This window comes from Mycobacterium sp. JS623 (assembly GCF_000328565.1).
Taxonomy (GTDB): domain Bacteria; phylum Actinomycetota; class Actinomycetes; order Mycobacteriales; family Mycobacteriaceae; genus Mycobacterium.
In genome coordinates this window covers 3,141,046-3,166,091 of the sequence record NC_019966.1, presented here as the reverse complement: position 1 = coordinate 3,166,091, position 25,046 = coordinate 3,141,046, and the positions used below count along the sequence as shown (strand labels likewise).

The 25,046-nt window shown below is 65.6% G+C and carries 25 protein-coding genes; 9 read left to right on the top strand and 16 right to left on the bottom strand.

The window, feature by feature from the left end; all coding sequences use genetic code 11:
* The first annotated feature begins 219 nt into the window (after positions 1–219).
* The 8 genes from MYCSM_RS15530 (at position 220) to MYCSM_RS15495 (ending at position 8,834) form a co-directional block, all read left to right on the top strand.
* Entirely contained in the window at positions 220–1,596 is a 1,377-nt protein-coding gene (locus tag MYCSM_RS15530) for an MFS transporter (protein ID WP_015307111.1), read from the top strand.
* 10 nt (positions 1,597–1,606) lie between these two features.
* Entirely contained in the window at positions 1,607–2,272 is a 666-nt protein-coding gene (locus MYCSM_RS15525; RefSeq protein ID WP_041312153.1) for a response regulator transcription factor, read from the top strand.
* 1 nt (position 2,273) lies between these two features.
* The gene (locus MYCSM_RS15520) at positions 2,274–3,653 is read left to right on the top strand and encodes a sensor histidine kinase (RefSeq protein ID WP_015307109.1); all 1,380 of its coding nucleotides are present in this window, start codon (positions 2,274–2,276) and stop codon (positions 3,651–3,653) included.
* Positions 3,650–4,597 (top strand): TAXI family TRAP transporter solute-binding subunit, encoded by a 948-nt coding sequence (locus MYCSM_RS15515; protein WP_015307108.1) that lies wholly within the window; start codon positions 3,650–3,652, stop codon positions 4,595–4,597. The genes MYCSM_RS15520 and MYCSM_RS15515 overlap by 4 nt, the downstream gene beginning before the upstream one ends.
* Before the next feature lie 267 nt (positions 4,598–4,864).
* Complete coding sequence (locus tag MYCSM_RS15510; RefSeq protein WP_015307107.1) at positions 4,865–6,628, top strand: substrate-binding and VWA domain-containing protein; 1,764 nt, start codon at positions 4,865–4,867, stop codon at positions 6,626–6,628.
* 32 nt (positions 6,629–6,660) lie between these two features.
* Positions 6,661–7,335 carry a hypothetical protein gene (locus tag MYCSM_RS15505; protein ID WP_157681335.1) on the top strand — a complete coding sequence of 225 codons (675 nt, stop codon included), beginning with the start codon at positions 6,661–6,663 and terminating at the stop codon, positions 7,333–7,335.
* Positions 7,336–7,494: 159 nt separating this feature from the next.
* Positions 7,495–8,370 carry an LLM class F420-dependent oxidoreductase gene (locus tag MYCSM_RS15500; RefSeq protein WP_015307105.1) on the top strand — a complete coding sequence of 292 codons (876 nt, stop codon included), beginning with the start codon at positions 7,495–7,497 and terminating at the stop codon, positions 8,368–8,370.
* Complete coding sequence (locus MYCSM_RS15495) at positions 8,367–8,834, top strand: nuclear transport factor 2 family protein (protein ID WP_015307104.1); 468 nt, start codon at positions 8,367–8,369, stop codon at positions 8,832–8,834. Before MYCSM_RS15500 ends, MYCSM_RS15495 begins: the two co-directional genes overlap by 4 nt.
* On the opposite strand, the gene MYCSM_RS15490 is transcribed toward MYCSM_RS15495, so the two are convergent.
* The 13 genes from MYCSM_RS15490 to MYCSM_RS15430 are packed head-to-tail and all read right to left on the bottom strand — an operon-like array spanning position 8,791 to position 21,741.
* On the bottom strand, positions 8,791–9,276 hold the full coding sequence (locus tag MYCSM_RS15490; protein ID WP_015307103.1) for an NUDIX domain-containing protein: 486 nt from the start codon (positions 9,274–9,276) through the stop codon (positions 8,791–8,793). The genes MYCSM_RS15495 and MYCSM_RS15490 overlap by 44 nt on opposite strands.
* A complete protein-coding gene (locus MYCSM_RS15485) occupies positions 9,276–10,295 on the bottom strand; it encodes an NADP-dependent oxidoreductase (protein WP_015307102.1) in 1,020 nt (339 codons plus the stop codon). The genes MYCSM_RS15490 and MYCSM_RS15485 overlap by 1 nt, the downstream gene beginning before the upstream one ends.
* A gap of 19 nt (positions 10,296–10,314) precedes the next feature.
* The gene (locus tag MYCSM_RS15480; RefSeq protein WP_015307101.1) at positions 10,315–11,352 is read right to left on the bottom strand and encodes an isopenicillin N synthase family dioxygenase; all 1,038 of its coding nucleotides are present in this window, start codon (positions 11,350–11,352) and stop codon (positions 10,315–10,317) included.
* Positions 11,349–11,864: a hypothetical protein gene (locus tag MYCSM_RS15475; RefSeq protein WP_015307100.1), complete on the bottom strand. Its 516-nt coding sequence runs from the start codon at positions 11,862–11,864 to the stop codon at positions 11,349–11,351. The genes MYCSM_RS15480 and MYCSM_RS15475 overlap by 4 nt, the downstream gene beginning before the upstream one ends.
* A complete protein-coding gene (gene alc, locus MYCSM_RS15470) occupies positions 11,861–12,865 on the bottom strand; it encodes an allantoicase (RefSeq protein WP_015307099.1) in 1,005 nt (334 codons plus the stop codon). Before alc ends, MYCSM_RS15475 begins: the two co-directional genes overlap by 4 nt.
* A gap of 3 nt (positions 12,866–12,868) precedes the next feature.
* Complete coding sequence (locus tag MYCSM_RS15465) at positions 12,869–13,615, bottom strand: aspartate/glutamate racemase family protein (protein ID WP_015307098.1); 747 nt, start codon at positions 13,613–13,615, stop codon at positions 12,869–12,871.
* Entirely contained in the window at positions 13,612–14,907 is a 1,296-nt protein-coding gene (gene allB / locus MYCSM_RS15460) for an allantoinase AllB (RefSeq protein WP_015307097.1), read from the bottom strand. Before allB ends, MYCSM_RS15465 begins: the two co-directional genes overlap by 4 nt.
* Positions 14,907–15,713 (bottom strand): N-acyl homoserine lactonase family protein, encoded by an 807-nt coding sequence (locus MYCSM_RS15455; RefSeq protein ID WP_015307096.1) that lies wholly within the window; start codon positions 15,711–15,713, stop codon positions 14,907–14,909. The genes allB and MYCSM_RS15455 overlap by 1 nt, the downstream gene beginning before the upstream one ends.
* Before the next feature lie 4 nt (positions 15,714–15,717).
* A complete protein-coding gene (locus MYCSM_RS15450) occupies positions 15,718–17,289 on the bottom strand; it encodes an ABC transporter substrate-binding protein (protein ID WP_015307095.1) in 1,572 nt (523 codons plus the stop codon).
* Entirely contained in the window at positions 17,286–17,915 is a 630-nt protein-coding gene (locus MYCSM_RS15445) for a cysteine hydrolase family protein (protein WP_015307094.1), read from the bottom strand. Before MYCSM_RS15445 ends, MYCSM_RS15450 begins: the two co-directional genes overlap by 4 nt.
* The gene (locus MYCSM_RS15440; protein WP_015307093.1) at positions 17,916–18,920 is read right to left on the bottom strand and encodes an ABC transporter permease; all 1,005 of its coding nucleotides are present in this window, start codon (positions 18,918–18,920) and stop codon (positions 17,916–17,918) included.
* Positions 18,921–18,923: 3 nt separating this feature from the next.
* Positions 18,924–19,790, bottom strand: coding sequence for an ABC transporter permease (locus tag MYCSM_RS15435; RefSeq protein ID WP_015307092.1), 867 nt, complete (start codon positions 19,788–19,790; stop codon positions 18,924–18,926).
* A 1-nt stretch (position 19,791) separates the two neighbouring features.
* The gene (locus tag MYCSM_RS15430; RefSeq protein WP_015307091.1) at positions 19,792–21,741 is read right to left on the bottom strand and encodes a dipeptide ABC transporter ATP-binding protein; all 1,950 of its coding nucleotides are present in this window, start codon (positions 21,739–21,741) and stop codon (positions 19,792–19,794) included.
* Between the two features lie 169 nt (positions 21,742–21,910).
* On the opposite strand from MYCSM_RS15430, the gene MYCSM_RS15425 reads away from it, so the two are divergent.
* Entirely contained in the window at positions 21,911–22,582 is a 672-nt protein-coding gene (locus tag MYCSM_RS15425) for a TetR/AcrR family transcriptional regulator (RefSeq protein ID WP_015307090.1), read from the top strand.
* Here the strand turns inward: MYCSM_RS15425 and MYCSM_RS15420 are convergent.
* From MYCSM_RS15420 to MYCSM_RS35985, 3 genes are read right to left on the bottom strand one after another with little or no spacing between them, the layout of a single operon-like run.
* Positions 22,579–22,770: a hypothetical protein gene (locus MYCSM_RS15420; protein ID WP_015307089.1), complete on the bottom strand. Its 192-nt coding sequence runs from the start codon at positions 22,768–22,770 to the stop codon at positions 22,579–22,581. The genes MYCSM_RS15425 and MYCSM_RS15420 overlap by 4 nt on opposite strands.
* Before the next feature lie 32 nt (positions 22,771–22,802).
* Entirely contained in the window at positions 22,803–24,113 is a 1,311-nt protein-coding gene (locus MYCSM_RS15415; protein ID WP_015307088.1) for an NAD(P)/FAD-dependent oxidoreductase, read from the bottom strand.
* 17 nt (positions 24,114–24,130) lie between these two features.
* Entirely contained in the window at positions 24,131–24,988 is an 858-nt protein-coding gene (locus MYCSM_RS35985) for a maleylpyruvate isomerase N-terminal domain-containing protein (RefSeq protein ID WP_015307087.1), read from the bottom strand.
* Between the last annotated feature and the right edge of the window lie 58 nt (positions 24,989–25,046).

Below are 25,046 nucleotides of genomic sequence, written 5' to 3'. Positions count from 1 at the left end.
CGCCGGCCAGCTGTACGCGCGGTAGAACAACTCTTCGAGCGAAAACCGCCCCCGTCAGGTCCACATCAGGGCCCAACGGCCTCGCACGTACCCGGCGCTGGGACGCAAATATGTGGATTGTGCAAGGAATCGTCGTGATAGGGACGGTTGGGCTTTCCTGGCTGTGACCGCACCCACAAGATCAGCAGCACTGCAGGCCAACAAAGGGGATGGAGAATCATGCAGACAGAACAGCGTCACACCGGTGAAGCGCCGACCAGGTCGGTGGCCGGCAACGTGATTCGGGGTTCACTCGGCAATTTGATCGAGTGGTATGACTGGTATGCCTACGCGGCGTTCAGCATCTACTTCGCGAGCGTGTTCTTCCCGTCGGGAAATCAGACCGCGCAACTGTTGAACACCGCAGGCATTTTCGCGGTCGGCTTCCTCGTCCGGCCGCTCGGCGGCTGGATGTTCGGTAGATACGCCGACCGATTCGGCCGCCGCGCGGCGTTGACGCTTTCGGTGACGCTGATGGGCATCGGTTCTCTCGGGATCGCCGTCCTGCCGGGGTACGCCCAGATCGGCGCCCTGGCGCCGATCCTGCTGGTCGAACTCCGGCTGCTGCAAGGGCTGTCGCTGGGAGGCGAATACGGCACCTCTGCAACGTATTTGAGCGAAGTCGCCACCCCGCACCGTCGCGGCTATTACTCCTCATTCCAATACGTGACGCTGACGAGCGGCCAGCTTCTGGCGCTGGGTGTGCAGATCATCTTGCAGCAGTTCCTCACCTCGGCGCAGATGCACGGCTGGGGTTGGCGGATCGCGTTCGTCATCGGAGCGGCGGCCGCGGTGACCGTGATGTGGCTACGGCGCACGATGGACGAGTCGGAGAACTACAAACTCGCCGTCCGGGAGAGCGCCGCGGACGGCGAACGCGGCAGCCTGAAGCTGTTGCTCTGCTATCCGCGGGAGTGCCTGACCGTCGTCGGTCTTACGCTTGGCGGCACCATCGCGTTCTACACGTTCACGACGTACATGCAGAAGTTCATGATCAACACGGCCGGCTTGCCGAAAGAGCAGGTGACGTGGATCAACTTCGTCGCGCTACTGATCTTTGTGTGCATTCAGCCGGCGTTCGGCGCATTGTCGGACCGGATCGGCCGGCGACCGCTGCTGATCGCGTTCGGGGTCGGCGCGACGCTGTGCACCGTCCCGCTGCTCACCGCCGTATCGCACGCGCGCTCCGCGCTGCCCGCGTTCGGGCTGATGATGATCGGCCTGTTCATCGTGTCGGGCTATACGTCGATCAATGCCGTGGTGAAGGCGGAGTTGTTCCCCGCCCGGATCCGCGCGCTGGGCGTCGGCGTGCCCTATGCCCTCACGGTCGCGATCTTCGGTGGCAGCACGGAGTACGTCGCGTTGGGCTTGAAGAACATCGGTCACGAAAGCTGGTTCTTCTTCTACGTCGCCGGCGCTGCGCTGATCTCGCTGTTGGTCTATGTCTTCATGGGCGAATCGTCGCGGCGCTCGCAGTTGGAGCGCGAAACCCGTGAGCTCGATCCCCGGACACGAGAACAGGCCAAAGTCGATGAGGTTGTGGCCGACCCTGCTTAGCATCAGCGCCATGCAGGTGCTGCTTGTCGAGGATGACGAGGGGGTCGCGTCGGCGCTGGCCGAACTTCTCGGCCACGCCGGCGCGTCGGTCATCCACACCGTGCGTGGCTCCGATGCCCTGCATCGGGTCAAGGGTTGCGATCTGGTGTTGCTGGATTTGGGACTGCCCGATATGGACGGCCTGGATGTGCTGCGTACGCTGCGGCGGGCGTCGGCGGTACCGGTGATCATCATGACCGCCCGAGACAGCGACGGCGCGGTGGTGCTCGGGCTACGCGCCGGGGCCGACGACTACCTCGTCAAGCCCGTCCGTAAAGCCGTGCTGCTGGCCCGGATTGAGGCCGTCATGCGACGCATGCGCCGCGTCGGGGGCGACGCCTCGGTCTCACCGGGTCCGGTGGTTGCCGGTCCCGTCACCATCGACCGCGAGCGCCATGAGGTGACGGTTGACGGAACCCGGCAACCGCTGACCAAGACCGAGTACCAGATTCTTGTCACACTGGCCGCCCGCCAAGGGGAGGCGGTGAGTCGCGAGGAGTTGATGCTCGAAGTGTGGGGCACCGCGGTGGTTGGCCGGTCGCGGTCATTGGACTTCTTCATTGGGCAGATCAGGGCAAAGCTGACGGGGCTTCCGCTGCAGACGGTGCGCGGGTTCGGTTTTCGGCTGGACGCCTGACATGGGCCTGCGGGTTCGCGCCATCCTCGTCGTGCTGTTGCTTGCGGCGGTGGCGGCACTGGCCGTACCTCTGACACTGAGTCTGGCGGATCGCCGCACCGCGGCCCTCGCCGCCGAACGCGACCGCCAGCTCGCCGCGCTGGCCGACGCGGCCGCCAGTCCAGATACGCCGTTGCAGCGCCTGGTCGACCGCTACTCCGAGGTGTACGGGGAAGGTCTGCTCATCGTCGACTCCGATGGGCACACCCTGGCATCACGCGGACTTGACGTCTCCGACCCTGGCGTCTCGACAGCGACAACCCACGCTCTCGTCGACGCGCCTGCGTCGCAGTGGGATCCCGTTCTTCCCTGGGACAGAGACCGGCTTCTGGCCACCGCGGGCCTGCGACGCGATGGGGAACTTGTCGGCGCCGTCGTGTTGGCGGTCGACCCGAAGGTGGCAGCGCGCAACGTCGCGGTCGGCTGGCTCTGGGTGGCAGCCGGCTGTCTGGTCTTGCTCGTGCTGGCCGTGGTGGTCGGACGCTCACTTACCCGGTGGGTGCTGCGCCCACTGGACGGGCTGGAGCGCGCCGTCGCCGAGATGACCGAAGGGATCGCCGGGCCGCCCGCAGATGTGGCGGGGCCACCTGAACTGCGTCACTTCACCGCGGCGTTCAACACGATGGCACAGGTGGTGTGGGCGTCGCTGGACCGTCAACGGCGGCTGATTGCCGACGCGTCGCACCAGTTGCGCAATCCCCTCGCGGCGGTTCGTCTGCGCGCCGACACCCTCGAAAACTACCTGATCGAGGACGGGTGGCCGACGTACAGCGCGCTGTCCGCGGAGCTGGACCGTTTTGAAAACCTGCTGGAACAGCTGTTGCGCCTGGCCCGCGCTGAGCAGGTAAGCGGCAGCCGCAAAGTCGGTCTAGCCACCACGGCAGCAGGGTCGGCCGACCTCGCGGATGTGATCGCCGAACGCGTGGCGTACTGGCAGCCGATTCTCGACAGTGAAGACCAGCTACTGGACAACCGTTCGAATCATCCTGGGCCGGTTGTGCAACTGGCTCGCCATGATGTGGAGCAGTTGCTTGATGTTGCGCTGGAGAACGCGCTGCGCTACGCCGGATCGGGCGCCACGGTCACCGTGTCAACTGCACATGCCGGCGATGCCGTCGAGTTGATCGTGAGCGACGACGGCTGCGGACTGCCCGACGAGGACCTTGCGCGGGCTGCTACCCGCTTCTGGCGAGCCGAAAACGACGGCGGCGGGACCGGCCTCGGACTGGCGATCGCCGCCGAGATCACCGCGGGACACGGTGGGACGATCTCGGTGGAAAAGGCTCCAGAGGGTGGCGTTCTGGTCCGTTACCGGCTTCCAGCGGCAGGTGAATCAGCATGAGGTACAACCGGTCTGGGGAGTTGAGTCGTCGCACATTCATCGCCGCGACAGCGGCGTTGGTCGCCGCATGCAGCATCCGAGGCGACCCCAGCGGACGCGTGCGGCTCGCCGCAGGACAACGGGGTGGACTCTATCTGGCGTTCGCCCAGATTCTCGCCGACCGCGTCCAGGCCCGCTACCCGGGCATTACCGTCGACGTGGTCTCGACAGAGGGCAGTGTCGACAACATCGCGCTGCTCCGCACAGGGGATGTCGACATGGGGCTTTCGCTGGGCGACGTTGCCGAGCGGGACCGCGCCGCCAGCCACGTCGGCACCGCACCGCTGGCGGTGGCCCGGGTATACGAGAACTATCTGCAGGTGATCGTGCGCGAATCCGCTGCAGCGAAACAGCTTTCAGACCTCGAGGGCCGGCACGTCTCTATAGGCGCCCCTGGAACCGGCGCCGCGGTGACCGGCCAGGTGCTCTTCGATGCTGCTGGCCTGACCGGGCGCGTAGACACCCGAGGATATCGCCTGCAGGAGGGACTATCTGGGCTCGCGGACGGCACTCTTGACGCAATGGTGTGGTCGGGCGGCGTACCGACACCGGCGATCGCCGACCTCGACGCGACATTGCCGCTGCGAATGCTCGACATCGGCACACTGGCAGTACCGATGGCCGACAGCTCCGGTTATCCCTACCTCGCGCGCCGAGTACCCAGCGGCGAGTACGTGCCTCCCGGCATACGGACCATCGGTGTGCCCGACCTGCTGCTGTGCCGCCAAGACACTGCCGCCGACCTGGTGGGCGCAGTCGTGGACGTACTCGCCACTGACGCACCGCAATTAGTACCGCCCTACGTTCGAGGGCTGCAGTACCTCGCCCCTCCCACGATGATCCAGACCGGTCTCATCCAACTGCATCCGGCCGCCGTCGACGAGTACCGCAGGCTGCATGGTTGAACGTGAATCTGTGAATCGTGCAAGGAAATTCGCCGTAGGACCCATCTTCTCTTCCTGGCCGAGGTGATTGGCGACACCATAGGGATTAGACAGCACGACCGAGGGGGAGACAATGATCAAGAAAGCGTTGACGTGTGCCACGTGAACCTGGCGAATCTACCGATTGCACAAGGCTTCCGGCTCGCAGAAATCATGTCCATTTCTCGGCAGCGATGATCGCACGACACACGGCGATGACGATGCCGACGCCCCGACGGGAGACACCACATGGCCACCAACGGAAAGGCATTACTGGCCGGGGCAATCGCCGGGCTGATGGTCATCGGCGTGGCCTACTGGTGGAACCGGAGCGACGACCATGCCCCGCGACAAGGCTGTGCCACCGTTGTGGTGATGGCGTCGGTCGAAAAGGCTGACCTGATGGGCGAAGCCGCCAACCGATACAACACCTCCGATCGCCGCGTGAATGGAAGCTGCTACGGAATCACCATCACTGCAACGGCTTCCGGCATCGCGGAGTCCAGGCTTGCCGAGGCCGGCTGGGACACGGCCTGGGGTCCGGCACCGGACGCCTGGTCACCGGCGGCGTCGACGTGGTTGCAACTGCTCCGCCACGACCGCACCGCCCACGACCGACCCGACGTCCTGCCCGCCAAGGCGGAGTCGGTGGTCTCCACACCGATCGTCGTGGCGATGCCCGAGCCGATGGCGTCTGCGCTGGGCTGGCCCGATACCGCGATCGGCTGGGCCGACCTGCTCAACCTCGCCAATCACCCTGAAGGGTGGGGCGTTAAAGGCCATCCGGAATGGGGAGCCTTCAAGTTGGGCAAGACCAACCCCAACATCTCCACCACAGGCCTGTCCGCCACCGTCGGGGTATTCGTAGCTGCCACCGGCATGTCCGGCGACCTGACCCTGGACACCCTGAAAGATCCGCGCGTGCGCAGTTTTGTTGCCGGCGTGGAGAATTCGGTCACACACTACGGCGACACCGCGCTCACATTCCTGACCAACTTACAACGCGCCGACGACGCCGGGTCGGCGCTCGGCTACGTCGGCGCGGTAACCGTCGAAGAGAAGTCCGTCGCGGACTACAACAACGGCAACCCCACCGGCAATCTCGAGGCCGCCGGCCAGCACGGCAGGCCGCGAGTCCCACTGGTCGCGATCTATCCCAAAGAGGGAACGCTCAACAGCGACAACCCGTTAGCGGCGCTGCAAGCGCCGTGGTCAGATGCGGGTAAGCAGGCCGGCGCCAAGGACTTCCTGGCATTCCTGCGCGAGCCCGCGCAGCAACAACTATTTACCGACGCCGGATTCCGCAGCTACGACGGCCATCCCGGTAAGGCCATCTCCGATGCCAACTATTTGCACGCAGACATTGGCGTTCCCATACTCGCCCCGCCGAGCCCGCCGGTCCTGGCGGCGGTCCGCGCCACCTGGGCCGAACTGCGAAAGAAGGCGCACCTGTTGCTCGTGCTGGATGTCTCAGGGTCAATGGGACAGTCGACCGGCGGCGGCAAGACCAGGCTGGAGCTCGCGCAGGCCGCGGCGGTACATGGCCTGGGCCAGTTGTCCGACACCGATGAGGTCGGGTTGTGGATATTCCCGGACGAAGGCCAGGTGTATTGGCAATACCTGCCTATCGAGCCGCTTGGCCCACAGCGAACGGAGATGACCAACCGCATCCAGCAGCTGATCCCGTCGGGCGGCACACCGCTATACGCCGTCACACGCAAGGCAGCCGAACAGGCCCGCACGACCGCGCGTGCGGACACGATCAACGCCATCGTGGTCATGACCGACGGCAAGAATGAGAATCCGGACGACACCGATCTCGACGGACTGATCCGCCAACTCACTGACGATGCTTCCGAGGACGGCGTTCGGGTCTTCACCATCGCGTACGGAAAGGACGCCGACCTGGACACTCTTAAACGCATCTCCGAGGCCTCGCGAGCCGCCGCATACGACGCCTCCGACCCGCTGACGATCGACACCGTGTTCACCAACGTCCTGTCGAACTTCTAATGGCGAACAACGGCTTTCGGACACGCTTGCTGGTGAGCATGCGCGACCCGTGGGTACTGCTCTGGTCGATTTTCGACGGCGCAATGACGTGGGCGTGTGGTGTTCCCATTCCGTTGGCCGCGGCCAGCGCAGCCGTGACGCTCGGCACGGCAGCAGGGTTCACTGCTCTGGGAACGAAATATCGCAAGACACCTGCCCGGACGCTGCGCGTCGGCACAGGGCAGCACCGGCTGATCGACCTGCTCGACGGTCACGTGCGCTCACTGCAGGCACTGCAGCGCAACGGCCTACCGGTTGTCGCGCAGCCGAAGGCGCAAGACGCACTTGGTGCCGCCGACGCCGCCCGCCCCTCCTTACTGAAGATGGCCGGAGCGGTGGACACCCTCGACGAGGCCATCTCGGCCGCCCGCAAAGTAACCGGCCAGGGCGAACACGCGGCAGAGACGATCAACAACACGGTCGGCCGACTGACGGAACGGCGGGCCAAACTCATTGGAAAGCTCACTGCTGCGGTAGATGAGGTTGCCACCGTATACGCCGGGCTACTAGAACTGTCGGCCACAGCACTCACCATGGACGTTTCGTTGGACGACGAAGACCTCGGCGCGATCAACGACTCAGTGACCGTGCTCCAGATGACCCTGGCCGAACTGGAGGCCGACGCGACGAAGCTATCGAACGAAGCCCTGCGTCAGGCCTCTGCGTAGAACGAACTGATCGCCACCAAACCGGACCGAACAGTTCCGCCGGCGACTCGACACGGGTTAAGTTCATCGGTCATCCGCCAGAACTTGAATCCATCCCCGTCATCCGGAGTCGCATTTGACCAGCAACAGTCCATCTCATGCCGACCATCTTGGCCTGACGTGAAGTTCGCCGTCGTCGCCCCCGTCGCGGCGGGCATCACCGCCGATCCTGGCTGGATGTCTGCCTTCGCCCGACATGTCGAAGCCTGTGGATTCGAGTCGATCGTGGCGGTGGAGCACACCGTTCTGATGGCGCAGTACGACAGCCTGTACCCCTATGACGAATCCGGGCGGGTCGAACTGCCCGCGGACTGTCCAGTCCCCGATCCACTAGGCCTGCTCGCGTTCATAGCCGGCCAAACGGAGAGCCTGGGCCTTGCCACAGGTGTTCTGGTGCTGCCCAATCACCATCCCGTTGGTCTGGCCAAGCGTGTGGCCACGGTTGATGCGCTGTCGGGCGGACGGCTTCGGCTCTGCGTCGGAGTGGGTTGGCTCAAGGAAGAGATCGAGGCCTGCGGCGCGGAGTTCGCCAGCCGCGGGCGTCGCGCGGATGAACAGATCGAGGTGATGCGGCTGTTGTGGGACGACCGACCGCAGGGCGCGAGCTTTCACGGTGAGTTCTTTGAATTCGACTACGCCGCTTGCTATCCCAAACCCGTCGGTCGGGTACCGATTCACATCGGCGGGCACAGCACCGCGGCCGCCCGCCGGGCGGGGCGGCTGGGTGACGGCTTCCAGCCGCTCGGCGTCGGCGGACCCCGATTGGCCGAACTGATCCGGATCATGCGCGACGAGGCGACAACGGCCCGCCGCGACCCGAATGCGCTCGAACTGTCGCTCGGCCACCTGGTCACCAAGATCGACGGTGACCGCGCCGACAAACTCGCGGGACTCGGCGCTGACAGAATCGTGCTCGCCATGCCGCCCGCAACCGATCTCGGGGAGGCGTGTGACGAGTTGTCGGCGTGCGCCCAACGGTTGGGGCTGATGTCATGAGCCTCAACGCTTTTGATCGGCTCGCCCTGGCCGATCTGGTGCACCTGTACGCATCGGCAGTGGACGACCGGCGGTTCGACGATGTGGTCGAGTTGTTCACGGAGACTGCGGAACTACGACTGCCCGATCCGCCTCGATCGCTCGAGCCGGTGCATCGTCACCACGGGCGCGACGGTGTTCGCGCAGCGATGGCCGCACTGGCCGCGGTGAACCGAACAGAGCATGCCATCGTCGGCGAGGTGTACGCCGCAAGGGATGACGACAGTGACTACGCGCTGGGGCGGATCACCTGTATCGCTCATCATTGGTCGGTCAGCGGCGAGCAGATCACCGACCTGGTCTGGCATCTGCGCTACGACGACGAGTATCTGCGCACCCGCGCGGGTTGGCGCATCCATGGCCGAGCCCTGACCATCAACGCTATCGAGACCCGTTCGGTGCGCCGTCTTCGAGGGCGGCCATGAGGCGGTCGAGCAGGGGCCGCTGACCCTTCAGCAGCTTCACATTGGCCTCGGCAACGGAAAACCAACCGACACGGTCGATTTCGGGAAATTCGCGGATGTTGCCCGATCCTTTCGGCCACTCGAGTTCGAAGGTGTTGCTGACCGTGCCGTCGAGGTCGAGGTCGCCGCGAACGGCGAACGCCGTGATCACCTTGCCGCTCGGCTGCTTCAACGGCGCGAAGTCGATGCGCGGCCCGTCGGGCGGCGTCTTGCCGAGTTCCTCCTCGAACTCGCGCTGCGCGACGGTCCACGGATCCTCACCGTCGACATACTCCCCCTTCGGAATCGACCATGCCCCTTCGTCTTTGCGTGCCCAGAACGGGCCGCCGGGATGGCCGATCAGCACCTCGACGCCGCCGTGGGTATTCCGGTACAGCAGCAGCCCCGCACTCAGCTTCGGCATCAGACCGGCGTCGGCTCGCTGATCTTGACCAATGTCTTTCCGATGTTGGCCCCGGTGAACAACCCGTTGAGGGCGTCGACGCATGATTCGATGCCTTCGAAGATGGTCTGGCGGTGCACGAGCTTGCCGTCGGCCTCCCACTGTCGCAACGAGGCGAACGCTTCGTCGAAGCGGCCCCACTCGTCGAGGGCGTTGAAGCCCTGCATGGTCGCCGTCCTCGACAGCAGGTTGACGTAGTTGGCAGGGCCGGGGTGCTCTCCGGTCAAATAGCTGGAGATGACGCCGCACAGCACGACCCGCGCCTTCGGCGCCAGCCGGCCGAGCACCGCGTCGAGGATCGGCCCGCCCACGTTGTCGAAGTACACGTTGACGCCCTTAGGGCAGTGCTCCTTGAGCGCGCCGGCGACATCGCCGGCCTTGTAGTCGATGCACGCGTCGAACCCGAAGTCCTCCACAACCGCCTTGCACTTGCGCGGTCCGCCTGCGATTCCCACCACCCGCGCACCGGCGATTTTAGCGATCTGCCCGGCCACCGACCCCGTCGCGCCTGCCGCCGCCGACACCACCACGGTCTCCCCCGGTTGGGGCTTGCCGATGTCGGTCATGCCGAAGTAGGCGGTGGCACCGGTTGGGCCGTAGACGGACATGATCGCGAGTTGGTCGGTCTCCCCTGGGATGGGTGTGGTGAAGATGTCATCGCGGATGAGCACGTACTCCTGGAATCCGGTCAGTGTGGTGACGACGTCGCCGACGGCGTACGCATCGCAACGCGACTCGACCACCTCACCGATCCCGGCCGCGCGGATGATGTCGCCGAGTTGCAGGGCGGGCAGGTAGCCGGGCTGGCCGTCGAGCCAGGTGCGGGCGGCGGCATCGATGCCGACGTAGGTGGTGCGCACCAGCGCCTCGCCGTCGGCCGGCTCGGGTGCGGGTGTGGCGACCAGCTCGGTGTCGTCGGGCTGTACCAGACCGGACGGGCGGCGGCGCAGCAGGATCTGGCGGTTCGTCAGCTCAGGCACATGGCGAACCTACCGAACGCTAGGCCCGTTTTTGCAGCGCTTCCTGACCAAACTGTCCGACTGTCAGCGAGCCGTCCGGCAACACCAGCTCGCCCGCCTCGACGCGGTTGCGCAGATACGCGAACGTCTGCGCGGTCTGAGCGAACAGGTGCTCACCGGCGCGCAGGGTGGGCCGGGCCTTGCCGTCGCGAGAAGCGAACTGCGGCAACGGTTTCACCTCGGTGTGGTAGTCGACGTTGAAGAACAGCGGGAACGAGTAGCGCTCCTCGGCCACTTTGCGGACGCGGTGGCTGGTCGCCACGTAGGCACCGTTGGTCCACAGTTCCAGCATGTCGCCGATGTTCACGACGAAGGTGTCGGGCACCGGCGGCACATCGATCCACTCGCCGGCGCCATTGAGCACCTCCAGGCCGGGCGCGGTGGGTTTGAGCAGCGTGAAGCATTCGTAGTCGGTGTGCGCGCCGATCCCCTCGCCGTCCACGGCGTCGGGGTTGTACGGGTAGTGGATGAGCCGCAGCTGGCTCGGCGTCTTGGTCGCGTGCTTGGCGAACGTGTCGGGGTCCTCACCGAGCGCCACTGCGAATGCCCACAACAGTCGGTGCCCGACATCGAGCACGGCTTGGTAGTAGGCGGTGACCGCGTCGGCGAACCCCGGCAGGTTCGGCCAGGTGTTGGGACCGAGCATCGGGTTGCCCGCGACATAGTCGGGGTCGTCGGCCGGCAGATCCAGCGCGGTGTCGAATGCCTCCTTCATCTCAGGCATTCCGGTTGCGAGGCCTTCTTCGCCGGCGGGCACATAACCGCGATGACATTTCGACAGCCCGATGTAGTGCCGCATCTTCTCCTCGAGCGGCAACGCGAAGAACTGCTTCGTCGCCGCGAGCATGTGCTCGAACAGCGCGTCTTCGACGCCGGCGCCGCTGATGTAGAGGAATCCGACTTCGGCCGCCGCCTTGCCGATCTCACTGGCCACCCGCTCGCGCTCGGCCGGTTCCGGCGAGCTCAGCCCGCTGATGTCAACAATCGGCACTGACGTGAATGACGTTGCGCCACTCATAGATCCACTTCTCCTTCGCTATCCTCAATGCACCATCGGACACCGTTGGCCGTCAGATCACTACCGTTGAGCTGCGGATCAAGCGCCGTCCATTGAGGGTCGCCGATTGTGCCGACGACCACACCGCGCCGATCTGCCCAGCCGAACTGCGAGCCGGCACCCAGCAGGATCGCCTCCCTCGCGAACAGTGCCCAGCAAGCCTCAGCCGGACCGTCCTGGCGGACCCAGTGTTCGACGTAGTCCTCGTGCACGCCGACTTCAATCAATACGCCTGCCTCCCAATGCATTCGCCCCGCATCGGGAAACGGCCCAGGCGGCTCGACATCGATGAGGCGTTGCCATTCGAACACTTCGTCCACCTGGCCGAGTCGGCCGGCGAAACCGCGGGTGTCGACGTAGCCGGTGATGCCCTGCAACCAAACGACTTCGGTGCCGGTGTCGCGTGCGCCGTCGGCCGTGATCAACAGGGTGCGTCGCCACAGGCCGGCGCATTCGGCCATCAGAACGGTCATGCCGATGCCTCCCAGTTGGTTTGCAGCTGGGCCATTCCGTCGGCGGTGGGCGTGCCGAACGCCCGGACGCGCGCGAGGCCGCCGTCCGGATACGCCTGCACCCGCAGTGCCGTGATGTCCGTCGCGTCCACCACGAACACCTGACGAGCGTCGGCTGCGACACGGGTGCGGGCCAGCACAGGCACGTCGAACGGCACCAACGCCCAGCCGTGTTCGCCGCAGGGCCTGGCTCGGCTGCCCAGCACCGCCACCTCCGGTGAGGCGTTGAACACGAAGCGGCTGGTGTCGATCTCGATCCGCCGCAAGTCGGCCGGCACGGCGAACGAGATCATCACCGCGTCGTGGGTGTCGGGACCGATGTCTCGGCGGCGTCGGGTCTCCCACCCGTCGCCCATGGTGTGTGGCCGGTCCGGCGCGATCAGCGAGCTCGCGTTGGAATAGAAACTGTCAGAAGACCATTCGACGCGACCGCCATGCTCGACACAAGAAACCTCGACGGTGACACCTGCCCAGAGCGCCGGGTCAGGAATGACCTCGCCGTACACCCGCAACCGTGCGACTCCCCCGTCGGATTCCAAGTTCAGCCGCACGTGCGTGTATCGGCGTGGATCGTCGACGGCAAAGGTGTTGTGGGAGTCGGACTTCAGAGCGACGGTGCCGACGACCGTCGTCCACTGCACGGCCTGCGCAATGGGATCGACGACTGGATCGAGGACACACGCCTCGATGCGGCAACCGGTTGGATGGTTTCCGGTGAAGAAGCGGGTGTCGACGTCGATCGCATGCAACCGGCCACCGACTCCGAGCCGCACGATCGCCCAATCGCCGCCGGTGTGTCGGCGGGTCTCCCAGCCGTCGACGACCTCACCGCGCAAGTCGTATGTGCCTGCGACGAAAGCGGGTTCGCTCGGGTCGATCAACCGCTCCTTGAACCCGAATGATTCGTCGCTGGCGGCCACAACACTGCCACCCATGGTGCGCGAGGCGAGATCCAGATCCATCGGTCACATGCCCAATGACGACGACAGCGGCCAGTGGCTGCGTGGGTTATCCGGGCCCGCCGCATATGCGCCGACCTTGCTGGTGCTCAGCCCAAGTCCGACCAACGCCTGGGCAAGCGCAACCGCGGCGGCCACTCCATCGACGGCGGGCACGCCGAGTTTGGCTGTGATCGCTCCGGTGACACCGGCCATTCCGGCGCAGCCGAGGCAAATAACGTCGGCGCCGTCCTCGGCGATGGCCTTCGCCGCCTCGTCGAGGATCGCCTGCACGGCGCCTGCTGGGTTCGCGTCCACCTCAGCGGTGCCGAGCCCGCAGGCCCGCACCGACGCGCAGTGCGCATCGAGGCCCGCGACCATCAGTCTGTCCTCGATCGGCGGGATCGAGCGGCCCAGCGTGGTCACAACCGAGAACCGCCGGCCGATCAGATGCGCGACATGCGCGGCGGCTTCCGCGATGTCCAGCACGGGCACCGTCAGCATCTCCTGCAGTGCGTCCTTGCCGTGCTCGCCGAAACCCGCCAGCACCACCGCGTCGTAGTCGAATTCGCCTGCCGCGAGCATCGTCGCCACGACGTCCATCACCCCGACCGCCGACAGGTAGCTCTCGCCAGCGGAGTCGATGGCCGTCGATCCGAAGCGCGGGTTGAGCGCGAGGATCTCGGTGCCCACGCTGGCTGCGGATGTTGCCGCCGCGGCAATCTCGGCCGTCATCGACTCCGACGTATTCGGGTTGAGGACAAGGATTCTCATGCGCGCTGGCTTACTCGCTCGTAGATCAGCCTGCCGGCGAGCCAGGTCTGCGCCACCGAACCGCGCAGCACCGCACCGTCGTACGGAGTGACCGCATGGCGGTGTCGCAGCACGGACGCGTGCACGGTCTGCTCGACGTCCGGCTCGAATGCGCACAGATCCGCCCGCTGACCCACCGCGATCCGTCCCCGGTCGGCCAGCCCGGCAAGGCCCGCAGGGCGTTCCGACATCCAGGCACAGAGCTGCGCAAGCCCGAACCCGCGGTCGGCAGCATGCGTCCACACGGCGCGTGGTCCGACCTCGAGAGAACTGATGCCGCCGAACACACAACCGAAATCACCGGCCGCCTTCATCGTCTGCGCACACGGCGAGTGATCCGACACGATCATGTCCAGCGTGCCGTCGGCCAGCCCCTGCCACAGCAGTCCGCGGTTGTCTGCGTCACGAATCGGCGGGCACGACGCGAACTGTGTCGCCCCGTCCGGGATGTCTTCCGCGGCGAAAGTCAGGTAGTGCGGGCAGGTTTCGGCGGTGATGCGCACACCGGATCGCTTGGCCTCGGCGAGCATCGGGAGCACGAGGGCACTGGACACGTGCACGACGTGCATCCGGACCCCTGTCTCGATCGCGGCGTCGATGATAAGAGCGACCGCGTCTTCCTCGGATGCGTCGGGCCGTGACCTCAGGAATGATTCGTAGCGCCGTCCGTACGGTGCAGGACTGTCAGCGATGACGTGCTGGCTCTCCGCGTGCACCAGCAACACCGCGCCGATGTCGGCGATGCGCGAGGCCGCACGACGGAACTCGTCGGCGTCCAGATGCGGGAAGTTCGGGTTGCCCGAGTCGGTGAGAAAGCACTTGAAGCCACGCACTCCTGCGGCGGCCAGGTCGGCGAGCTCATCGAGATTGCCGGGCACCACTCCGCCCCAGAACTCCACATCGACTTCGCAGTTGCCTTGCGCCGCTTCGCGTTTGCGCCGCAGTGCCGCGACGGTCGTGGTCACCGGCTCGCTGTCCAGAGGCATGTCCACCAGGGTGGTGATGCCGGCTGCCACCGCTGCCGCCGTCGCTGTGGCAAAGCCCTCCCAATCGGTGCCCGGCTCGTTGATGTGCACGTGGGTGTCGACGAAGCCCGGCATGAGCACGGTGGAATGCGGCAACCGAATCTGCTCACGGCCGTCGAACTCGTCGGGAAAACCAATCGCACGGATCACGCCATCGGCTACGGCCACCGCGGCGGGCCGGATCCGGCCGTCGATCACCGCCTTCTCGGCGCGGATGACCAGATCCACTACGCGAATCTGTCGTGAAAGTGACGAGTCAATTCCGGCCACACATGTGGATCGTGCCCTGGAATCAGTTGGTAGCCCTTCTCTTTGGCCAGCTTCTTCAGTTTGCGGATCGGCTCGATGGTCTCCTCCGGCTGCACGCCGATGAAGCCGCCGATGGCCAACTCGTGCTCGATGTTCTCCGTGAGGTCGGCGGCGTCGAACGCGAATACGAAGCCGTCGCCACCGACCGATTCGTCGAGTTCGACCACGAAGCTCTGGTGCCCAGGGGTGTGCCCGTACGTCGGCACCGCGGTGATTCCCGGGGCGATCTCCGCTTCGCCGTCGGCCAGCCGCCACTCGATGCGTGGATCGTCGAAGTCGATCCTGGCGATCGCGTGGTGCTCGGGTTCGGGATGGTTGGACAGTCCGTACTCGAGCTCGCGTCGCTGCGCATGCACCGGTACCTTGCCTGCGAACAGCTTCAGGCCGCCTGCGTGGTCGTGGTGCAGGTGGCTGACCGCGACCGTGTGGATGTCGTCGATGTCGACGCCGATGTCGTGCAGCGACTGTTCGATCGGTTCACCCGGGCCCGGCAGCACCGGGATGTACTCGACTGTCGGGTAGAACCGCCGGTACAGCGCGGGATCCCGGATCAGCGCGGTGTTGAACCCGGTGTCGAGCAACACCCAGCCGCCGTCGGTCGCCAGCAGCACACCCGGTACGGGCTCGCGCAAGCGCTCCTCGGGTGGAGTGCCGTAGACCGAGATGGCCTTCGGCAGCTCCTCCCAGCCCAGTGTCAGCAGGACGATCCGATGTACTTTGCCCATCGGATCACCCTACGGACAGCGCAGCGATCCGCAGCGAGTTTGGATTCGACACCGCGTGTGCCTGTTCCACGCCCTTCAGCCATGGTTGGGCGACCACGAAGTCGTCGACATCGGCGACGTTCAACCAGCAGCCGGTCTCCTCGGCTGCAGCGCCCGCATCCGAATACGGTTGTGGCGCACCGTTCGGTAGGCCTTGGGCCAGCGCGGCGCTCACCTTCGGTGACGAGCAGCCCAGGTAATTGATGCCGCCGTCCTTGTCCCACGAAATGTGGCCCCATGTGTAGGGCGACGGCGCGTCCGGCCAGACCAGGTTGGCGAAGATGTCGGGAGCCGACTTCATGTCGGTGCCGATCCAGCCGTAGATCTCCGAGGTCGGGTATCCCTGCACCTTCGCGGTGATACCCGCCGCCGCGAGCTGGGTCTGCACCAGATTGCTGACCAACTGCATGTCCGGGTTACTGGTGTCGTAGCCGATGGTGATCGACTTCTGGTCGGCAGGCAGCCCGGCGGCGATCTTCGTCAACGCCGCGGGGTCGTGCTTCGGGTTCTGTTTCCCGTACTCGGCGGCCAGCACGTACGGCGGATACATCTGCGCGCCGACCTTGCCGCGCCCGAAATACGTCTGCTTGACCAACTGGTCGACGTCGATGGTGTCCATCACCGCGGTGCGGGTGGCCTGGTCGGCCATGATGCCCTTGTTCGGATTGATGTAGAGGAAGCCCGACATCATCGTTGGCAACGAATAGTGCGAATATTTCGAGTTGTTCAGATACTGCTCGACCGCCGACGACGGCAGGTCATGCAGGATTGCGGCGAGCTGACCGTTGTTGAACTGCAGCTGCTGCGCGGAAGTGTCGGTGATCACCGGCAGTTCGACCTTCTCGAAATACGGCTTCGGGCCCCAGTAGTCGGGGAATGACGCCAGCCCGTAGTGCGACCCGACCTGCGCGTCGGTCAGCGTGTACGGACCGGTGCCGAGGTCGTGAGTGGTCAGATAATTCTGTGCGAAGTCCGAGCCTGCGTTCTTCTGCAGTCCGGTCGGGCTCATCATGCGCGGGCCGTACGGCGAAGCGAGATAGTCGAGGAACTCAGAGTTCGGATTCTTCAGGGTGATTGTGACGCCGTAATCCCCTTGCGTCGTAATCGATTCGATGTCCTTGACCATGTACGCGGGCCCACCGTTGACGGCCAGCCGGCGGTCGAAAGACGCCTTGACGGCGTCCGACTTGAACGGAGTTCCGTCATGGAACTTCACGCCCTCACGCAGTTTGAGAGTGAACACCTTGTTGTCGGGCGACGCGGTGTACTCGGTGGCCAGCAGCGGTTCCAGTTCGGCCTTGGCCTGCCCACCCTTGAACTGCAGCAGACCCTCGTACAGGTTTGTCGTCAGCAGCAACCCCTGCCCGGCGTAGTAGATGTCGGGGTCCGGCGGCTGGCCCGGGTCCTGCAGGAACGACAGGTGCAGCACCTTGTCGGTCGGTGCCGCGTTGGGGGTGCTAGATCCGGAATCCGAACCGCCGCAGGCCGATAGGGTCAACATCGCGGCTGCCGCCACCGCCAGTAGTCGCTTGTTCATTGAGCTGCTCCTTCGAGGACGGGTTCTTCCAGCTGTGCAAACGCGGCGAGGATCTCCTCGGTGGTGCGCATCGCGCCGGTCTGCAGGTATTCCATGGCGGCCAATGCCGCGTCGTGCAGGTATTGCGACGATCCACCGACGCAATCGGTGACGACGCGGACGTAGTAGTCACGCTGATGCGCATCGGCGAAGGTGTAATGCACGCACACATCGGTCAGGCCGCCGATCAAAATCAGCGTCGATGCCCGCAAACCGCGGAGCACGATCTCGAAATCCGTTCCGATGAAACCCGAGTAGCGCCGCTTGACGATGTGAAACTCGTCAGGCAGCGGCCGCAGCGACGGTTCGAGGTCGGTGCCGGGTCGGCCTTCGACGCAGTGCACCCCTTCGGTGCCGTCCAGTTCGCGGCCGAAGTCCACCCCGCTGGGCCGGTGTACCTCCTGGAAGAACACCACCGGCACGCCGGCAGCGCGCGCCGCCGCGACGAGTTTCTCGGCGCGCTCGACCCGCTCGGCATGGCCGGGCATGTGTGGAATTCCCACGTCCGCCACGGGCATTGCGCCGCTCTGTTGAATATCGACGACAACCAGCACGGGATTGCCCACGATCAGTGGCTGTGTTGGCACCTAACCTCCTCCTACCGCTATTCGTGGATCGGCCGCCGCCTGCAAGAGGTCGACCGCAGTGTTGATGGCGACATACAGCACGCCCAGCATCAAGGTGACGCCCGCGATCGCAGGAAAATCCGCGACCGGGATGCTCTGGGCGATGTATTGACCGATGCCGGGCCAGCCGAAGACCTGCTCGACCACCAGCACGCCTGAGAACATCAAGCCGACCTGAAGACCGGTCATCGACAGCGCCCCGCTGACGGAATTGCGCAGCACGTGTCCGACCATGATCCGACCCTCTGAAAGGCCTTTGGCCCGAGCCGTTCTCGCGTAGTCGCTGTCGGCCTCGGTCAGAAGACTCGACCGCAGCACCCGGCCGATCGCCACCGCAGGGCCGAGCGCGATCACCACCGCGGGAAGGATGAGGTGGTGCAGCGCGTCCGCGAAAACGTCGAACCGTCCCGCCAGTAGCCCGTCGACGGTCAGCATTCCGGTCGGTCCGGTCGGCGGATTGGCCACGCTGATCCTGCCGTTCGCGGGCACCCAGCCAAGTTTTTGGTAGAACACGATCAGGCCGAGGATGCCGAGCAGGAACATCGGTGCAGACGCGCCGGTGAACAGCACCGCCCGAAGCACACCTGCGCCAGGCCATTTCAGCGTCGTGCCGAAAGCCAGCAGCCCAGCCAGGATCAGCGCGAGGCCGAGGCCTGACAGTGCCAGTTCGAGCGTCGCAGGGAAGAAGTCACCAAGGTCGCTGCTCACTGGGTGCCTGGTGCGAAACGACTGGCCCAGATCGCCGCGAACGGCCGAGGTCAGGTAATTCCAGAACTGGTTGATCATCGGCTGATCTAGGCCCAGCGTGTGGCGTCGGGCGGCGACGGCGTCAGCGGAGGCGTTCGCGCCGAGTTGCGCCTTCACCGGATCCATCGGCGAAATGTGCTGCAGCACAAACATCACCGCGATGAGCGCGACGAGAATAGCGACCATCGCGCCTACTCGATACAGGATGAATTTCTGCATGACCTAGCTCGTCTTCATCAGGTTGCGCAGACCGTCGCCCGCGAGGTTGGCGGCGAGGGCGAGGACCAGGACGGCGACGCCCGGCATCACGGGCACCCACCACTGTTGGAGGAAGTAGGTCAGGTTGCGGGCGGTGTCCGCGCCGAGCTCAGGTGCCGGTGCGGCCTGGCCGAGGCCGAGGAACGACAGCGCGGCCAGTGTGAGGATCAGGTTGCCGATGTCGAGGCTGGCGGCCACCAATGAGTTCGGCACCGCGCCCGGCAGTAGATGTCTGCTGGCCAATCGAATTGGCCCGACACCCGCCAGTCGGGCGGCCTCGACGTGTGGGCGAGCGGCGAGGCGAGCAACCTCACCGCGCACTAGCCTCGCGTAGAACGGCCACCAGACGATCGACACCGCGATCAGCGTGTGCACGAATCCCGGTCCGAGGGCCGCGACTACAGCGATCGCCAGCACCGGCGCGGGCAGCGACAGGAACGCGTCGGTGATCCGCATCAGCAGGCTGTCGACCCAACCGCCCGTCGCGCCTGCGATCAGCCCGACAAGGCCTCCGATCAGCAGCCCGACCGCGACTACCACCAGGGCCGCGAACCAACTGGCCCGCACGCCGTACAGCACGCGGCTGAGGATGTCGCGGCCGATCGCGTCGCTGCCGAGCAAGAAGCCGTCCTTGCCGGGCGCCTGCAGCGGCATACCCGCCGGCACCAGCGGGTCATGCGGCGAAATCACGGGCACCGCGACCGCTACGATCGTCACGATCACAACCAGACTGACGGCGGCCCAATTCATCAGCGTGGGTGACGATTTCGGCAACGAAAAGCTGCGTATCCGACCGCGCGTCAACACGCCTGCTGGCAGTGCAATGGCCATCTCAGCTCGCCTTCCGCTCGATACAGGCGATTTGGTGCGGACTTCCCGGCGCCCCCTCGAGCCGCACGTCGAGTTGGCTCTCGGAGCAGGTGTCGATGGCGACCGGGCAGCGTGGGTGGAAGGCGCAGCCGCTGGGCGGAGACAGCGGGCTCGCGGGTTCACCTGGGAGCACCCGCGATTCGCGACCAAGGTCAGGAATCGAGTCGACGAGCGCCCTGGTGTAGGGATGCACAGGATTGTTGATGACGTCGTCGGCGGGGCCGATCTCGACGATGCGGCCGAGATACATCACCGCGATGCGGTCGGCAACGACCCGCGCGACCGACAGGTCATGCGTCACGAATACCACTGACATGTCCAACGTCCGCCGAAGGTCGCCGATGAGGTTGAGTACCGAAGCCGCCAACGACACGTCGAGGGCGCTGGTCGGTTCGTCGCACAGCAGCACCGCCGGCGGCACCACAGTTGCCCGCGCCAGCGACACCCGTTGGCGCTGACCGCCTGACAGCTGGCCAGCCCGTGACTTCGCGATGTCCAGTGGCAGGCCGACGCGTTGCAGCACCTCGGCGACCGCGTCCTGTCTTTGGCTGCGGGACAACCCGTTTCCACGCAGCCGTTCGGTGATCAGCTCTCCGACCGACAGCCACGGCGTCAGCGATGCGCCCGCGTCCTGGAACACCATCTGCGGTCGCTGGCCGCCGGCCAGATCGACGGTCCCGGATGTGGCTTTCTCGAGACTCGCGATGACACGTAGCAGGGTGGACTTCCCCGATCCGCTTTCGCCGACCAGCGCGACCGATTCGCCGTGCCCGACGGTCAATGAAATGCCGCGCAGCGCTTGAAGTTTGCCGAATGACTTGATCACTTCGTGCAGCACCACCGCGGGTGGCTCGGAGGATTCGGTGACCTCCGACTCCGGCTCGATGTCCTCGGTGGTGGTCGTCAGGCGCGAGCCGAGTTCCGTCGACACCGCATCGAACGGCAGAATGCAGGCGCTGACCCTGCCAGGTGCGATCGTGATCGGGCCGGGCGGCGTCGCCTCACACGCCGGGGTGGCGAGCACACAACGTGGCGCGAACGCGCATCCCGGCAGTGGCGCCACCGGACTGGGCACCGAACCGGCCAGTGCCGCGAGCTTGCGATGCCTGGCGGTGTCCAGAGTCAGCCGGGAGCGCAGTAGGCCATGCGTGTATGGGTGTGCCGGTCGACCGAGAACATCTGCGGTAGGCCCGATTTCGGCGACCCGACCGGCATAGAGCACCGCGATGCGGTCGGAGATCTGTGCGGCCACGCCAAGGTCATGGGTGATGAACACGATGCTGCAACCGATTTCGTCGCGCAGTCGCAGCAGCAGCCGCAGGACCTGCGCCTGCACCGTGACGTCGAGCGCGGTGGTCGGTTCGTCGGCGATGATCAGCTCGGGATTGCCTGAGATCGCGATCGCGATCATCACCCGCTGCCGCAGCCCTCCGGAGAGCTCGTGCGGGTAGGCCCTAAACCGCCGCTTGGGTTCCGGGATCCCGACCGCGGTGAGCAGCTTGAGCGCTTCCTCGTCGCTGCCCGCCGCCTCGGCAACCTGCTTGCCGATCCGCATCGTAGGGTTCAGCGACGTCATCGGGTCCTGAAAGATGGCGCCGAGGTCGAGGCGGCGGACCTTGCGCAGCGTCTTCGCGTCGCCGTTCACCATGTCGGTGCCCGTCACCGTCACCGAGCCCTGCACCCGGGCGCGCGGCAGCAGCCCGAGCAGGGTGAACCCGAGGACGCTCTTTCCTGACCCCGATTCGCCGACCAGACCCAGGATCTCGCCGGGCGCGATGTCCAGGGACACGCCGCGCAGGGCATGTACGTCCTTGCCGTTACGGCGGAACGTGACGTGCAGATCGGTGATTGCCGCGACCCGCGCAACATCAGCCGAGGCCTCGGCGTCGACCTCAGATACAGCGCTACTCATCCACAGCTCCTGCCACCCCCGCCTGTCACTTGACAGTTTTCAGTGGGCGCCCCGGTGGTGGGTGTCGCTGCTGTAACCAATCTGGTGCGCTGCGTAACCGATTCGTGTCACGCGTTTCTGTCGTGTGACAGAAACGCATATCCGCTGTTCAGTAGGTCACGATGGGACCATGTCGATCACTCGTGCGGGCCGCCCACGGCTGACGACCCAGCGCCGGCCCGGCACTACCGCCCGCGACGAGATCCTCGATGCCGCGGGCGAACTCTTTACCACCCTCGGTTATACGGGCACCTCGACCCGCACCATCGCCGAAGCCGTCGGCATCCGGCAGGCATCGCTGTATCACTACTTCAAGACCAAGGACGACATCCTGTGCGCCTTGCTCAGCCAGACCGTGACGCCGACGCTGACGATCGTCGACAGCCTGTCGGCGGCCGAGCCTGCGCTCAGCGCTGCCGAGCACCTGCATGCGCTGGCGTTGTTTGACGGCAGGCAGTTGTTGGACGGCCGCTGGAATCTCGGCGCGCTATACCTGCAGCCCGAACTGCGCGGGGCGCGACTCGAGCCGTTCTGGTCGGACCGCGAGCGACTGCGCCTGCATTACCTGGCTGTGAGCAAGGCAATCGTCGCGGACACCGGCGTGGATGAGGCAGCCGCCGATCTGCCGTTCCGGTTGGTGGAGTCGTTGGTCAACATGTGGGCTAAACAGCCCAGACCGGACCGAGCGCGGTTACCGGAACATGTTGCGGATGCCTGTATTCGGGTGCTGGGCATGCCGGAGAGCGCCACGCAGGCACTGCGCGCGCGTAGTCGGCTCGAACTGGGCAGGCACGCCCGCTAGTACTTGCGGTCGCCCTCACTGTCATCGAAGAACGCCCAGTGACCGTCGTCGGCCTTGACCTCCATGCGCCAGCCGAGTTCGGGGTCGGCCTTCTGGTCGACGAACCAGGCATGCGCGTCATCGGCGCTTTCGATGTCTTTGGTGTCGACAACCTCACCCTTGGGGTTCAACACGCGATACGTAGCCATGCCCGTAGCGTTCCCGCTTCGACGGACTTGAATCAGTCCGGTTTCGGCATCGGGATGCCTTCACTGGCGTGGAACCGCGCCTCCTCCTCGGACGCCAGCCCCATCGACACCACCGAACGATCGAAGAACACGTCGGTGAGATAGGCCAGGGACACGGCCCAGCGGTTGACGAACCGCGGGATCGCGTACAGGTGGTAGGCGCGGGTGACGGTCTTGGCGGGCAACCCGGACAACTGGATGTTGAGCGGGTTGGCGACGGCGTGGCGCGGTCCGAGATCGACCACCAAGCCCATGTTGCGGTGCTTGTAGTTCTTCGGCTTCCCGTAGCCAAGGCTCGCGGCGACGTTGTGCGCCAACACCTTTCCCTGCCGGATGGCGTGCTGTGCCGTCGGCGGGGTGATGTTGCCTGGCTGCGTGACGTCGGGCACCGCTGCGGCATCGCCCGCGGAGAACACGTCGGGATGGCCGGGTACCGTAAGATTCGTCCCGACCGTCAGCCTGCCCTTCTCCGTTGGCAGGCCGAGCTTTTCGATCAGTGGAGCACCGGTCACCCCGGTCACCCATGCCACGGTGTGTGTGCGGAGCAGTGAATCATCACTGAGCACAACGTGTTCGGCGTGAACTTCCTTCAGCGTGACGCCGAGCCGGACGTCGATGCCACGCGATCTCAACACCCGCATCGCCGCAGCGCCCAGCTTCTCCCCCACCTCGGGCATCACCTGTTCGGCAAGATCGAGCAACACGAATTTGACGTCAGCCGGGTCGAAATCCATTTGTCTGGCCGCCGAGTCGGCGAGTGCGCGCAGCTGCACGACGAGTTCGGTGCCCGAATACGACGCGCCGACGACGACGATCGTTCTGCGCGCCGCGGCGCGACCGGGATCGTCATCGACATCGGCGAGTTCGAGCTGCTCCAGCACGTGGTCGCGCAGGTATAGCGCTTCGGCCGTCGACTTCAGCCCGCGGGCGTGCTCGGCGAGACCGGGCACGTCGAACAAGCGGGTCACCGAACCCGGGGTCAGGACAAGGCGATCCCACGGCAGGCTGCGGGCGCGCTCCTCGGGGTCGGTGAACGTGACGGTGCGATCCTCGAAGTCGATGCCATCGACCCTGCCGCGAATGTGCTGCACGCCGTGCAACGCGTTGGCAAGTGGAATCGCCACGAACCGGGCGTCGACCACGCCGCCGGCTACATCGGGCAACAGCGGGGTGTACAGCATGTAGTCGGCAGGGGAGATGATCGAGATGTCGACCGACGCATTGTGTCTGCGCAGTTTTCTCGACAGGTGCCGAGCGCATTCGAAGCCAGTGAATCCGCTGCCGACGATTACCACAGAGGCCATTGCCCCCAACTGTACGACTACGGGCTATAGAGCAGCGTGCTGAACTTCATCGCGAGCCAGGGCTTGCGGCCGCCGGGCCGTAGCTGTCCGCGCAGCACGGGTGACAGCTGCCCGATCCTGCCGTAGCCGAGCAACAGGAAGGCGACGGGGTCCGCGGTGATCACGCAGTCGGCCCTCTCACCGGCCGCGGTGACGACCGCGGTGCCGTCGGCCACTGCCAGCCGGTAGCTGGGCCCGCCGCGCATCCGCAACTCGAAGCTGATGCGGGTGCCCGCAGCGCGCTGCGGTCGCAGGTATTGCGGCGCGACGGCCAGCACGCCGGGTATCACCAGGAACGCGTCGGCCTTGTCGATCGGCCATTCAAGCTTGGCCGTCCGCGAGATGTCGAGGCCGTGGATGAGCTGCTCGCCGAGCAGCAGGGTAGCCATAGTCGCGGGCCCGATCACCAAACCGTTTGGTGTTTGGATCTCGACGCCCGGATTGGCGGTGGCGGCCGCGTTCAGGTAGGCGTCGGCGGCGACCTCGAGCATGTCGGCCAACGTGTGCAGGTTGCGCTCGGGCACCTCCTCGAGATGACGGGCGTTGACCTTCGCGCTGAGCGCCGAGGGTGATTCGGTCGGTCGATTGGGGTGGGTCATATAGCCGTTGGCGTGACGTGTCAGTGCCTGGGTGTAGTCACGGAGATCACCGACGACGTGTGCGGCGGTCTCCGCGGCGGTCCAGATCAGACCGGGCGCGGGTGCATCGGGCTTGTCGATGCGACGCCAGAGGTCGGCGCTTCTCGCGATGGCGCCGCGCAGCGCGTTCAGAGTCGGGCCGTACGCGTGACGGGCGTCCTCGCACGGGCCGGTGAGTTGCGCGGGGGCTGATGTCATAGAGCAACTATTTCACATAACGTCACTATGTCAATAGGGTATTCTCGGTCTACCGAGG

Bases quoted from the DNA above. Each gene is read 5' to 3' on its own strand.
- MYCSM_RS15530 (WP_015307111.1), top strand. From the start codon at position 220: ATGCAGACAGAACAGCGTCACACCGGTGAAGCGCCGACCAGGTCGGTG.
- MYCSM_RS15525 (WP_041312153.1), top strand. From the start codon at position 1,607: ATGCAGGTGCTGCTTGTCGAGGATGACGAGGGGGTCGCGTCGGCGCTG.
- MYCSM_RS15520 (WP_015307109.1), top strand. From the start codon at position 2,274: ATGGGCCTGCGGGTTCGCGCCATCCTCGTCGTGCTGTTGCTTGCGGCG.
- MYCSM_RS15515 (WP_015307108.1), top strand. From the start codon at position 3,650: ATGAGGTACAACCGGTCTGGGGAGTTGAGTCGTCGCACATTCATCGCC.
- MYCSM_RS15510 (WP_015307107.1), top strand. From the start codon at position 4,865: ATGGCCACCAACGGAAAGGCATTACTGGCCGGGGCAATCGCCGGGCTG.
- MYCSM_RS15495 (WP_015307104.1), top strand. From the start codon at position 8,367: ATGAGCCTCAACGCTTTTGATCGGCTCGCCCTGGCCGATCTGGTGCAC.
- MYCSM_RS15490 (WP_015307103.1), bottom strand. From the start codon at position 9,276: ATGCCGAAGCTGAGTGCGGGGCTGCTGCTGTACCGGAATACCCACGGC.
- MYCSM_RS15480 (WP_015307101.1), bottom strand. From the start codon at position 11,352: ATGAGTGGCGCAACGTCATTCACGTCAGTGCCGATTGTTGACATCAGC.
- MYCSM_RS15475 (WP_015307100.1), bottom strand. From the start codon at position 11,864: ATGACCGTTCTGATGGCCGAATGCGCCGGCCTGTGGCGACGCACCCTG.
- alc (WP_015307099.1), bottom strand. From the start codon at position 12,865: ATGGATCTGGATCTCGCCTCGCGCACCATGGGTGGCAGTGTTGTGGCC.
- MYCSM_RS15465 (WP_015307098.1), bottom strand. From the start codon at position 13,615: ATGAGAATCCTTGTCCTCAACCCGAATACGTCGGAGTCGATGACGGCC.
- MYCSM_RS15455 (WP_015307096.1), bottom strand. From the start codon at position 15,713: ATGGGCAAAGTACATCGGATCGTCCTGCTGACACTGGGCTGGGAGGAG.
- MYCSM_RS15450 (WP_015307095.1), bottom strand. From the start codon at position 17,289: ATGAACAAGCGACTACTGGCGGTGGCGGCAGCCGCGATGTTGACCCTA.
- MYCSM_RS15440 (WP_015307093.1), bottom strand. From the start codon at position 18,920: ATGCAGAAATTCATCCTGTATCGAGTAGGCGCGATGGTCGCTATTCTC.
- MYCSM_RS15435 (WP_015307092.1), bottom strand. From the start codon at position 19,790: ATGGCCATTGCACTGCCAGCAGGCGTGTTGACGCGCGGTCGGATACGC.
- MYCSM_RS15430 (WP_015307091.1), bottom strand. From the start codon at position 21,741: ATGAGTAGCGCTGTATCTGAGGTCGACGCCGAGGCCTCGGCTGATGTT.
- MYCSM_RS15425 (WP_015307090.1), top strand. From the start codon at position 21,911: ATGTCGATCACTCGTGCGGGCCGCCCACGGCTGACGACCCAGCGCCGG.
- MYCSM_RS15420 (WP_015307089.1), bottom strand. From the start codon at position 22,770: ATGGCTACGTATCGCGTGTTGAACCCCAAGGGTGAGGTTGTCGACACC.
- MYCSM_RS15415 (WP_015307088.1), bottom strand. From the start codon at position 24,113: ATGGCCTCTGTGGTAATCGTCGGCAGCGGATTCACTGGCTTCGAATGC.
- MYCSM_RS35985 (WP_015307087.1), bottom strand. From the start codon at position 24,988: ATGACATCAGCCCCCGCGCAACTCACCGGCCCGTGCGAGGACGCCCGT.